Genomic DNA, 12680 nt, shown 5'->3' with positions numbered 1-12680 from the left:
GTGTGGGGCTTTTAAGGTATTTTGACGAGGTATTTAAATAAATCATCAATGACTCTATTAGCCCCTAAAGTTCCTCCAACATCCCAATTTACCCTATATACTTGTTGATTTCGGACAGCTTTAAGTTGTGACCAAATAGGTTTTCTTAAGAAAGACAAAGGCTCAGGATTTGCTCTGATGAAATCTTTTGTTAGAAATTCTGTCATAATAAATAAAACATCAGCATCATATTGGGGTAAAACTTCAATACTTAATTTTTGTTCAATTTCTTTTTGATTTTCTTGAATCGCTCGTAAACCTACATCACTAATAATTTGACCATAAGCTAGGTAGTCTGATCTATAAACAGAAAAAGCTTGTCCTTGCCCTAAAAGGTAGATTACAGATATAGTTTTTGTCTCTAATTTTTCTCCTAATTGCTGCCGTAGTTCTTGAATGCGTTGCTGATATTTAGTAATAACTTCTTTTGCGCGATCGCCCTTTCCTAGCACCTGAGCAATATATTGCAGTCTTTCTTTAAAGTCATACAGTTTTCTATAATCTATCAAGACTGTAGGTGCGATCGCCGAAAGTAATTGATAATAATTTTTTTGAAAGTTCGTTCCTAAAATTAAATCTGGCTTTAAAGCCAGAATTTTTTCTATGTCAGGTTGACTGATACCACCTACCTCTGGAATGTCAGCAACTAAGTTACTGGGTATACCTCGAAAACGCTCTTCTTTACAAGCACTACAAGAGGTCACACCAATCGGCTTCACACCCAGCGCCAGCACAGGATCGAGAAGCAACATATCATGTAACACAACCACTCGTTGCGGTTTGACTGGAATTTTAACTGCACCTAAAGCATGGTTAACTATTTGGGTTTCTACCGATAATCGTGAAACTATTTGATTTTGTCCTATTTCACTATTACAAGCTGCAACTGTCAAAACAATTAATGTTGTCAGCAAGATGGCTAGAAAATTGTATCGTCGCAATATAAGTAAGCCCAAAAAATTAGTTTTGATAAGGTTAACAGACTTCACAATAAGGGCAATAAAAAAGGATTTCATAAATAGATGACGGTTAGGTAATTTCAGTAATCACAATCGCCAAAACCAATACTAAACGTTTCTGATTTTAACTACAAATTGTTTAAACTCAGAAACGTTAGTTATCATCTAAAAACTATAAGAAACAGAACCAACAACAGAAAATGGCGCACCAAGGAAAGCTCCACCTTCACGATACCCAGAAGTTCCCTGAATATAGTCAATGTTGAACAAATTTTGAAAGTTTAGCTGTGCTTTGAAATTATCCCGGCGATAAAAGATAGAAGCATCAGTGCGTAAGTAGCTCGGAAGAATGAAAGAATTGTCTAGATCGCCTTCACGCTCTCCAACATAATAAAATCCTAAGCCAAATCCCACACCCTGTAAGTTACCTCTTTGAATCTGATAAGTTGACCATAAACTAGCAGAATGACGCGGTGTAGATTGCAGCCGATTACCAACAGGAATATTATTGTCTTCGCTGACAAAAGCATCTGTATAAGCATAGGTTGCAATAATGTTCCATCCTGGCAAAATTTGTCCCGATACATCTAATTCCACACCCCGACTTTTCACTTCTCCCGCCAAAATCTCAAACTCTGGATTATTTGGATCAGTTGTGGGGATATTCGTTCTAGTGATGTTGAAATATGCTAAAGTTGCCGCTAAATTTCCCAAATCGACCTTAGCACCGATTTCATATTGAGTTGCTCTAAGCGGTGGTGGTACTGAACCATCCGCCAGTGTTGCGCTATTTGGTTCAAATCCTTGAACAAAGGATGCGTAAAGAGAAACAGGTTGTATCGGTTGATAAACTAATCCAACTCTGGGACTAAATTCTGAAGTTTCACTTTCAGTAGTGACTGAACGAATTAAGTTCTCAACTTCTTGCTGGTAGATATCGTAGCGTCCACCCAATACCAACTTGAATTTATCAGTGAAGTCAATTTGATCCTGAAGGTAAAAACCATAGGTTCTATTGCTCTGATTGCGACTGACATTGAAAGGGAATGAGTTATATCTAAATCTTTCTGTAGTGTATACAGGATTGAAAATATTCAGCGTTAATGATGGATCATTGTCACCCAAAAATAGCCTGCGTCTAGTGATATCATCCCCAAACTCAAATCCGATTAACAACTTATGATTAATCGAACCCGTTGTGAACTTTCCAGTCACATCTAAATTATTAAAGTATGAACTAGATGAATCATCTGAAGTAAAACGATACCGTTCGATATCTCCTGTCGCTTCATCAAAGCCACCATCCGCATATATGGCTGCCCTACGCAGTTGATTCCATCTAGCAACAAACGTGTTACGCAGCGCCCAATCTTGATTGAACTGGTGATTGAATGTCGCACCCAAGTTGTATCGTCTAGTCTCAGCCTTACCAAACGGATCACCGAAATCGCCTGATTCAACCAAAGCCCGACTTCTTGAAACATTAGCAATTTCTCGTCCAATAGGTGGAATGCCCCAGATGATACTCTGACTGGAATCAATGAACTCAAAATCCAGTGCCAAGTTTGTATTTTGAGAAATGTTCCACTCTAGACTGGGGGTAAAGAAATACCGTTCGGAATTAGCAAAGTCTACAAAGCTTCTGGCTCTATCATAAGAACCAATAAATCGATACAAAACGCTTCTCTCTGGGTTTAGAGGCCCGGAAAAATCAAAGGAAGGGCGGATCTGGCTGAAACTTCCGGCTGAAAAGCCAAGATTGTAGTAAGGTTCACTTAAAGGTCTTTTTGTAACTAAGTTAATAATTCCGCCAGGGCTTCCCTGACCGAAGAGTACAGAAGCGGGGCCTTTCAGTACCTCTATTCGCTCAAGATTATCTGTGCTGAAGTTGAACTGAGTAACGCCGAGATTACCACCGAATGATGTCCCGTTTCTGAAAAAAGATTCAGCACTATCAAAGCCACGTAAGTAAGGTATTGCAGTAGTTCCAAAAAGGACTTCTGAGTTAGTACCACTGACGTTTTGTAGTGCCTCTGCCACATTGGTGACGGCACGATCCTCAATCACTTGACGCGGCACGATTTGAATGGAGCTAGGAATATCACGTAAAGGAGTATCAGTTCGTGTCCCAGTCGTAGCATCTGGCACACGATATCCATCTTGTTCTCCTGTCACTACCAACTCAATCGGCTCATCTTGTGGGGCTGCCGATTCCTCTGGCGGTGTTTGTGGCGTTGATGGTTCTTGTGGTGGCTGTGTCGCTGTTGCAGCAGACGCTACACTAAAAATCAGCCCTTCATCCCCATCAAATAATTCAACAATGGGCAATGCAGCTTCACCTACCACTGTCACCCGGACAGTATTAGCATCAACATTGGTGACTGTTATTTCAGTAATTTCCGCAATTGGGTTCTCTGAACGAAACGTAAAAGCCTCACCCGATGATAATCGTAGCTGTGTCCCTGGTATATCTGCAATAAAATTATTACCCGTACTGCGATTTGTAATTTGTAATTGCTCCCCAAGAGCAGTTTCCAAAATCACTTCCACACCTTTTTCGGTTGGATTTGCTTTCACTCCTGTAATTGGTACGATTTGCTCCCCACTTGTTTGTTCTGGGTTAGGGGAATTGCTTGGTGTGGAAGACTGTACTAACACTTGAGCGCTAGTAGCGGGACGTTCGATTTCACTCAATTGGGAAATATTCTTACTTACTGGATATAACTTTGCTATTTGCAATAAATTAGCAATTTGAGACCGAAAGAGTCGGGTTTTTCTGCTACGTCCAGCTAAGTCTGGAGATTTGCCAATTAACGATTTCCGATCTGTAACTGCAACCTTCTCATCTGTAGATGTCCCTCCCGCCTGGGCAAAAGATTCCCCTTGAGCATCCTTTGTTACTTCCTCACCTCTCGCAGAAGTACCAATAAAAAAAAGAACCGCACTTGTCAATAGCAGGTTTTGCAAAAATTTATCTAGCTTCATTTATCCACTCACACTCAATCACACTACTTGGTCGTATCGCAAGATACGATGAGGATTTTTGAAAGGAATTGTCATTTAACTGTAGATAGTATTATGAAGTGACACAAGACACAAGATAATTAATAATTTCTTTTAATTAAGATGGATACTAAGCAGCAAGTATTCTTATAGTCAAGTGTTTGCTTGACATTAATCACAGAAGTGTTCCAAAAAGCCTAGATAACGTCCTTGGTTATGGATTTCTCACAAATATGACAAAATTAATCTAGACTTATGCAAAATTTAGATAGCTGTAAATAAGACATTTTTTGTAAAGTAAAGCACTTGTCATCTTCCAAAAGACATAAACAATATAATATTAGTTTTGCTAATATTATATTGTTTATTGATAATCAGCCCGATACATAAGGCTGTTGCTAATGCAACTAGTTTTCGTTATAGTAAGCTGAGCTAAATAAAAATTACTTTCAATAAACTAGCAACGTTTACCCCAGTAAATTGCTAATATTAGGTTCTATACAGCGTCATCGGTGTTAGTAGTTAGCTAAACTAATCATCGAAAAGTCGAGGTCTAAGTCAAACAATTAAGCATACTTTTCTAACTAGACTCGTAAAACTTGGTTTGGTTGACTACTAGGCTTAAGGTTTTGAGTGAATAATTTCAGTAGTAAGCATAGGATTTGTGTGATGAAGACCTCCATAATTAAATGTTTGCAACAAAAGTAGAGTTATTTGCGTAGACGCAGGAATACTGGTAATATTATTAACTGTATTCATGCTGAGATTGAAAGATTTTACAGCATACTAAGTTTGTGTAGCGCACTAGTATTTAGCATTATCAAAGTAGTAACTCATATTAATGCGTAGATATTCAAACTGAAATTTTCTATAGGTGTTGGTAGAAATTGGCTCTTTATTGTTCTCATCAGAGTGAGAAAAAAAGAGCAGTATATCAGGGTGACATTTAACTTGTGAAAATGAAAATGAGCAAAGTTTTTCATAGCTTCTTTGAACCTTCGGGCAACTGTTCTACATTTGTCGATGTACTGCGCTTAAGAAGCTCTACTCAGCCAGATGGAGATGCTTTTACCTTCTTACTGGATGGGGAAACACAACAAGGGACACTAACCTATCAAGAATTAGATAAACGATCGCGTCGAATAGCTGCTCAATTACAAGCTAATGGTTTATCTGGAGAACGAGCCTTATTACTTTATCCAGCCGGGCTAGATTTTTTAGTGGCTTTTTTCGGTTGTTTGTATGCAGGAGTTGTGGCTGTGACTGCATATCCCCCCCGAAATCAGCGCAATACACCGAGAATCAAAGCTATTGCCAAAGATGCACAAGCAGCGATCGCTCTCACAACAACAGATATCCTGCCTACAGTGCAGTCTTTAATGACAGAAAAGACCGACCGAGAATCTTTAGACTGGCTAGCCACTGATAATCTTGCAGTGGGTATAGAAGATGCTTGGCAAGAACCGACTATTGATAGAGATACATTAGCCTTTTTGCAATACACCTCTGGTTCTACAGGCATACCTAAGGGTGTGATGATTAGTCATGAAAACCTACTACATAATGCTGCCACAACTTACCAATTTATGGAGCATTCTCCAGAAAGTAAGTTTGTGACGTGGTTGCCGATGTACCACGATATGGGTCTGATTGGGGGAATTTTGCAGCCTTTGTATGGAGGTTTTCCTTGCATCGTCATGCCGCCAACTTCCTTTCTCCAACGCCCTTATCGTTGGTTACAAGCTATCTCTCAATACAAAGGTACAACGAGTGGTGGGCCGAACTTTGCCTATGATTTGTGTACTCAAAAAATTACTCCCGAACAAAAACAAACTCTTGATTTGAGTAGTTGGAGTGTTGCATTTAACGGTGCTGAACCGATTAGGCATGATACTTTAGAGCGTTTTGCAGCAGCTTTTGCAGAGTGTGGCTTCCGTAAAGAGGCATTCTACCCTTGTTATGGAATGGCTGAAACAACTCTGATGGTTTCTGGTGTTGATAAAGCAACATCACCAATGATCAAAACAGTCGAAAAGTCTGCACTAGAATCTAATCGAGTAGTAGAATCAACTGCTAAAGACGAAGATGTATACCATTTTGTCAGTTGTGGTCGCATCATACCAGAACAGCAGGTAGCGATCGCCAACCCAGAAAAATTAAGTAATTGTCAACCTGATGAAATCGGGGAAATCTGGGTATCTGGGCCGAGTGTTGGTCAAGGTTATTGGAATCGGCCAGAAGAAACAGCCGAAACCTTCCATGCTTATCTATCAGACACAGAAGAAGGCCCTTTTCTGCGGACGGGGGACTTGGGTTTTCTGCACAATGGAGAGCTTTTCATTACAGGTAGAGCCAAAGATTTAATTATTATCCGTGGTCGCAACCTCTACCCACAAGATATAGAATTAACCACAGAACGTAGTCATCCATCCTTACGCTCTGGTGCTGGTGCAGCATTTACAGTAGAGGTTAACAACGAAGAAAAGCTAGTAATCGTACAAGAATTAGAGTTTCGCGCCAAGCCAAATTTAGCAGAAGTCGCAAGTGCAATTCGCCAAGCGGTTACTGAAGAGCATGAAGTACAAGTTTATGCCGTGGTTTTAATTAAACCAGGTAGTATCCCCAAAACTTCCAGTGGTAAGATTCAACGGCGTGCAACTCGCGCTCAATTTCAAGATGGCGAACTCAATGTAGTTGAAAGTGACATTCTCAAAATTAGCGATGTTGCCAGAAAGGAAACTCGACTACAACGTTCTGAACTTTTGGCGCTTTCTCCTAAAGAGTGTCAACCACTTTTAGAAAGCTATTTGATTGAACTCTTGGCAGGAGTACTTTCAATAGCAGCAGATGATATCAAGTCTGAAGAACCATTAAGTACCCTTGGACTTGATTCTTTAAAAGTATTTGAATTGAAAAACCGGATTGAAGTTGACTTAGAAGTAGAAGTATCCGTAGCCGACTTCTTTGAAGGAATGAGTACGCTTCAGCTCATCACCAAGCTACTGGCTCAAATAACAACAGATGCAATAGCGTCAATATCCCTTACCCAACAAGATAAAAACACATCCATACATCCTCTCTCTTTTACCCAGCAGGGATTGTGGTTTATCAATCAGCTGACTCCCGATAGTCCTACATATAACATTCCTATAGTTATTAACTTACAAGGTTGCATTAACCTAACAGCCTTACAAGATAGTCTGAACGAGATTATTAGACGACACGAAGTATTACGCACCAGCTTTACAGCCGTTGATGGACAACCAATGCAAGTTATCCATCAAGCTGTACCCTTAACTTTGACGGTTGAAGATTTGCATTCACTTTCCGATAGCGCACGCACTCAAGAAGCACAACGTTTGGCTATAGAATTCGCACAGCAGCCATTTGACTTGTCTACTCAATCGCTTTTGCGCGCTAAAATTATCAAATTAAATGATAAAAGTTATCAATTGTTGGTCACCGTTCATCATATAATTGCAGATGGTTGGTCTATTGGTATTCTGATTAAAGAACTAGCTGCACTATATGAATCATTTTCTACAGCCAAACTCTCTCTGGAAGACGCTACGCGTAGCTTGCTTCCCCAAAGAGATACACCACTACCTGAATTACCCATTCAGTATAGAGATTTTCTCTATTGGCAACGAAAATGGCTTGATTTTAAACGTATTCAACCATTACTGACCTATTGGAAACAAAAATTGCAGGGTGAACTACCTGTACTGAATTTACCAACAGATCGTCCGCGCTCTCCAGTTCAAACCTTCTCAGGCGCTCAAGCGAAATTAGTTCTTTCTCCAACCCTAACCAAAGAACTCAAGAATTTGAGTCGTCAGCAGGGGGTAACTCTGTTTATGACCTTGCTGACAGCCTTCAAAACCTTGCTTTATCGCTATACAGGTCAGACTGATATTTTAATAGGTTCGCCAATTGCCCATCGTCATAGAGCAGAAATCGAATCATTAATAGGATTTTTTATCAATATTTTAGTCCTACGTACAGACCTTTCTGGCGACCTGAGTTTTCAGGAGTTGTTAGGACGGGTGAAGTCAACAGCTTTAGAAGCTTATGTTCATCAAGACTTACCTTTTGACAAGTTAGTAGAAGAACTACAGCCTAATCGAGACTTGAGTTACAACCCACTATTTCAAGTGATGTTCGTTCTTCAGAATGTGCCAAAACCTAATTTAAGCCTATCGGATGTATCAGTTACTTATGAGGAAGGTTACAACGGGTCATCTAAGTTTGATTTGACATTGTTTATGGAGGATTCCGAACAAGGGTTGATGGCAACTTGCGAGTACAACACGGATTTATTTAATGCAGATACTGTAACCCGGATGCTGGCACACTTGCAGACTTTATTGGCAAGTATAGTTAGCGATCCCCAACAGCGTATAGCAGACTTGCAACTCCTAACCCCATCTGAAGTACAACAGTTATTACTTGAGTGGAATGATACCCAGACAGACTACCCCCAAGATAAGTGCATTCATCAGTTATTTGAAGCACAGGTAAAGAAAACACCAAATGCTGTTGCAGTTGTTTTTGAACATCAACAATTAACCTACCGCGAGTTAAACGACCGAGCAAATCAGCTAGCACACTACTTACAAGAACTGGGGGTAAAGCCAGAAGTAATTGTCGGTGTGTGTATGAAGCGCAGCCTAGAAATGGCGATCGCCTTGTTGGCTATTTTCAAAGCTGGCGGGGCTTATGTACCACTAGACCCAGTTTACCCTCAAGAACGTTTAGCGTTCATGCTAGAAGACAGTCAAGCCAAGGTACTGCTGACTCAAAGCCATTTAGTTGAATTGTTTGCTAAATCGAGTCTGCATATTGTCTGTATCGATAGAGATTCAGACTTACTTAGCCAACAGAGTAGAGAAAATCTATTTAGTGAAGTAAAACCCCATAGCCTAGCTTATGTCATCTATACTTCTGGTTCTACAGGTTTACCAAAAGGTGTTGCGATCGCACATCAAAGTTGTGTTGCTTTATTGACATGGTCAAGAGAGGTCTTTACAGATGATGACCTGGCTGGAGTTTTAGCATCAACCTCTATTTGCTTTGATTTGTCAGTATTTGAACTTTTTGTTCCCCTAAGTTGGGGTGGTAAGGTGATTCTTGTAGAAAATGCTTTGTATTTGCCCTCTTTGGCTGCTGAGGTTAGCTTGGTGAATACAGTCCCCAGCATCATTGCAGAATTACTGCAAGTAGATGGTATTCCTGCTTCAGTCAGGACAGTTAATCTTGCTGGCGAACCACTGCAAAATCAACTTGTGCAGCAGATTTATCAAAATCATCATATTCAGAAGGTTTTCAACCTTTATGGCCCTTCTGAAGACACGACCTATTCTACATTTACTCAAGTAAATAAAGCAGATAACAAAGTAACTATCGGTCGTCCCATTGCCAATACACAAATTTATCTGCTGGATACTAATTTGCAACCAGTACCAATTGGTATCCCAGGAGAAATTTATATTGGTGGTGCTGGTTTAGCTAGAGGTTATTTAAACCGACCAGAGTTAACAAAAGAACGGTTTATATCTAACCCATTCAGTAATAAACTGGAATCACGCCTATATAAAACTGGAGATTTAGCTCGTTATTTAGCCGATGGAAATTTAGAGTATTTAGGGCGAATCGATTATCAAGTTAAGATTAGAGGATTTCGGATTGAGTTGGGTGAAATTGAAAATACCTTACTTAAATATCCAGCAGTGCGGGAAGTTGTAGTTTTAGCACAAGAAGATAAGCAAGGCGATCAGCAATTAGTGGCTTATATTGTTTGTTTATCAGAACAAAGGCCTACAATTAATGAACTGCGAACCTATCTTAAAGAACTGTTACCTGAATATATGGTACCTGGTGTTTTTATCTTCCTAGACACCTTACCACTGTTGCCTAACGGAAAATTAGACCGTCGTGCTTTACCTGTACCTGAAAGCTTGCGTCCAACATTGACGACTAATTATGAAGTACCTCAATCAGAAATGGAACAGCAGATAGCGAAGCTTTGGCAAGAGGTGCTACATCTTGATAAAGTGGGTATTCATGATAACTTTTTTGATTTAGGTGGGCATTCGTTACTAATGCTTCAAATTAATCATAAACTGCGGGCAATTTTGCAGCGAGATATATCAGTTGTGACTCTATTTCAGAACCCAACTATTTATTCATTGGCGCAATATTTAAATCAAACAACAGAGGATAAATTATCCTTAAAAATCATACGTGAACGCATCGAAAAACAAAAAGCAGCTAACAATAGAACAAAACAATTATTAATGAAGAAATCAAGAAATAATGCTCACTAAAAGCAAGTGAAAATTTTGGAGTTTGTCAAAAATGCTTACTAGCCCTTCTCGTCCTTGGCAGTTATTAGTACTTTCTGCTCAAACTGACTCAGCACTAAAAACTGCTACCGTAAACCTTGCAGATTATTTGAGACAGCATCGTGATTTGAACCTTGCAGATGTTGCTCATACATTGCAACGGGAACAACAAGCTTTTAAGCATCGGCGGATGGTTGTTTGTCGAGATATAGAAGATGCTCTAGTTGCACTCGAAGATCCCAGACGAGTACTTACCAACATCCAAGAAACAACAGAGCGTCCTGTAGCCTTTATGTTTCCTGGACTTGGTACTCATTACGTCAACATGGCTCTTGAACTTTACCAAGTTGAACCTGTGTTTCGCGCCTCAGTTGACTACTGTTGTGAATTTCTCCAACCCCTTATCGGTCAAGATTTGCGAGATGTAATCTATCCTAATGGAAAAAAAGAGCAGCGATCGCCTCAAGAAAATTCTTCAGGTCTGGACTTGCGAAAAATGTTAGGTCGCGGTCATACACCAGTCGACACAAAGATAGTAGCTGCAACATCTTTACTCAATCAAACTCACCTCGCTCAACCAGCTATTTTTGTCATTGAATATGCCTTAGCACAGCTATTGATATCCTGGGGAATTCGTCCTACAGCAATGATTGGCTATAGCATTGGTGAATACGTAGCCGCGACTTTGGCAGAGGTTTTATCTTTAGATGAGGGTTTAAAACTGATTGCTGCTAGAGCGCAGATGATTCAAAAGTTGCCTAATGGAGCAATGCTTGCAGTTCCACTTTCGCAAACAGAAATCTCTCCCCTACTCAATGACAAACTCTCACTGTCTGCGGTCAATGGCCCATCTATGGGTGTAATTGCAGGTGAAACCGATGCGATAGAAGTTGTAGAACAACAGTTAACGAAAAAAGGTTTAGCTTGTCGTCGTCTGGAAACATCTCATGCTTTTCACTCTCATATGATGGAGGGTGCTAGTTCTGACTTACGTAAGTTGGTGACAACATTCAACCTGCAAGCACCAAAAATTCCCTATATATCCAACGTCACAGGAACTTGGATAACAGCAGCATCAGCGACAAATCCCGATTATTGGGTTAAGCATCTGTGTCAACCTGTGTTGTTTGCTCCCGGTATGCAGGAGTTATGGAAACAACAATATCCAATTTTGTTGGAAATAGGCCCTGGACAGACTCTAGGTAGCTTTACACAGCAATGTATAGAAAATAATCCAGCAGTCAGTCAGATTATCTTGCCCTCTCTGAGATATTCCTACGATAGGAAACCAGATTTAGCATTCTTACTGAAAACATTAGGTAGGCTTTGGTTAGCAGGAGTGCAAATAGATTGGGCAGGATTTTACGCTCACGAGCCTCGTCATTCTGTTCCTTTACCTGCGTATCTTTTTTAAGAACAAGACTACCTTAATACAAGAATATCCAAGTGGAGATGTGTTGGAGTTATGAACATTCAAACAGTAGGTGTTGTTGGTGCAGGAGTTATGGGAATAGGGGTTGCACAAAACCTCGCTCAAACAGGCCATCAAGTTATCCTGGTAGATATTTCCGAAAACATCCTAGATAAAGCTAAACACGAAATCAGAAATAATATCCGCTTTCAGAGTTTTTACCATAAAAGTGATAACACAGAAACTCCAGATAGTGTACTCAAAAGAATTGAATTTTCGACAGATTATAAAAATTTAGAAAATACAGATTTTGTCATAGAAAATGTCACCGAAAAGTGGGATATTAAAAGAGAGGTTTATCATCTATTAGATTCTATTTGTCCAGCAGATTGTGTATTCGCCGCTAACACCTCAGCAATTCCCATTACCCGCATAGCTTCTGCCACCAAACGAGCCGAGAAAATTGTTGGTATCCACTTTATGAATCCTGTACCAATGAAGCCGATGGTAGAGATGATTCGCGGATATCATACATCTGAGCAAACAATTGAGACAGCCAAAAAAATACTGGCTCAAATGGGTAAAGAATGTATCCTTGTTAATGATTCACCGGGATTTGTTTCTAATCGCGTGTTGATGTTAACTATTAATGAAGCTGTTTTTTTGTTACAAGACCAAGTAGCAACAGCAGAAGATGTAGACAAAATTTTCAAAGGCTGTTTTGGTCACAAAATGGGGCCTTTAGAAACAGCAGATTTGATCGGGCTAGACACCATTTTATTTTCCATTGAAGTTTTGTATGAGAACTTTAATGATAGTAAGTACAGACCATGCTCTTTACTTAAAAAAATGGTAGATGCCGGTTTGCATGGTAGAAAAAGTGGTAAAGGGTTTTACGTATATCAATAAATAGGAAATATCAAG

The 12680-nt window shown here is 39.8% G+C and carries 5 protein-coding genes; 3 read left to right on the top strand and 2 right to left on the bottom strand.

The features are described 5' to 3' along the window. Positions 1 to 11 precede the first annotated feature (11 nt). Both H6G18_RS16610 and H6G18_RS16605 read right to left on the bottom strand, forming a co-directional pair. Positions 12 to 1055 carry an iron-siderophore ABC transporter substrate-binding protein gene (locus H6G18_RS16610; RefSeq protein WP_190408211.1) on the bottom strand — a complete coding sequence of 348 codons (1044 nt, stop codon included), beginning with the start codon at positions 1053 to 1055 and terminating at the stop codon, positions 12 to 14. A 108-nt stretch (positions 1056 to 1163) separates the two neighbouring features. Further along, entirely contained in the window at positions 1164 to 3983 is a 2820-nt protein-coding gene (locus H6G18_RS16605; RefSeq protein WP_190408210.1) for a TonB-dependent siderophore receptor, read from the bottom strand. A 983-nt stretch (positions 3984 to 4966) separates the two neighbouring features. Between H6G18_RS16605 and H6G18_RS16600 the strand changes: the two genes are divergently transcribed. From H6G18_RS16600 to H6G18_RS16590, 3 genes are read left to right on the top strand one after another with little or no spacing between them, the layout of a single operon-like run. Continuing rightward, positions 4967 to 10327 carry a non-ribosomal peptide synthetase gene (locus H6G18_RS16600; RefSeq protein ID WP_190408209.1) on the top strand — a complete coding sequence of 1787 codons (5361 nt, stop codon included), beginning with the start codon at positions 4967 to 4969 and terminating at the stop codon, positions 10325 to 10327. Between the two features lie 31 nt (positions 10328 to 10358). Next, a complete protein-coding gene (locus H6G18_RS16595; RefSeq protein ID WP_190408208.1) occupies positions 10359 to 11759 on the top strand; it encodes an acyltransferase domain-containing protein in 1401 nt (466 codons plus the stop codon). A gap of 51 nt (positions 11760 to 11810) precedes the next feature. Next, positions 11811 to 12665, top strand: a complete 855-nt coding sequence (locus H6G18_RS16590; protein ID WP_190408207.1) for a 3-hydroxyacyl-CoA dehydrogenase family protein — start codon at positions 11811 to 11813, stop codon at positions 12663 to 12665. The last annotated feature ends 15 nt before the right edge of the window (positions 12666 to 12680 follow it).

The sequence above is a fragment of the Anabaena subtropica FACHB-260 genome (assembly GCF_014697105.1).
In the GTDB taxonomy this organism is placed as follows: Bacteria; Cyanobacteriota; Cyanobacteriia; order Cyanobacteriales; family Nostocaceae; genus Trichormus; species Trichormus subtropicus.
This window is presented reverse-complemented; position numbering and strand designations above follow the sequence as displayed.

Bases quoted from the DNA above. Each gene is read 5' to 3' on its own strand.
- H6G18_RS16590 (WP_190408207.1), top strand. From the start codon at position 11,811: ATGAACATTCAAACAGTAGGTGTTGTTGGTGCAGGAGTTATGGGAATA.
- H6G18_RS16600 (WP_190408209.1), top strand. From the start codon at position 4,967: ATGAGCAAAGTTTTTCATAGCTTCTTTGAACCTTCGGGCAACTGTTCT.
- H6G18_RS16605 (WP_190408210.1), bottom strand. From the start codon at position 3,983: ATGAAGCTAGATAAATTTTTGCAAAACCTGCTATTGACAAGTGCGGTT.
- H6G18_RS16595 (WP_190408208.1), top strand. From the start codon at position 10,359: ATGCTTACTAGCCCTTCTCGTCCTTGGCAGTTATTAGTACTTTCTGCT.
- H6G18_RS16610 (WP_190408211.1), bottom strand. From the start codon at position 1,055: ATGAAATCCTTTTTTATTGCCCTTATTGTGAAGTCTGTTAACCTTATC.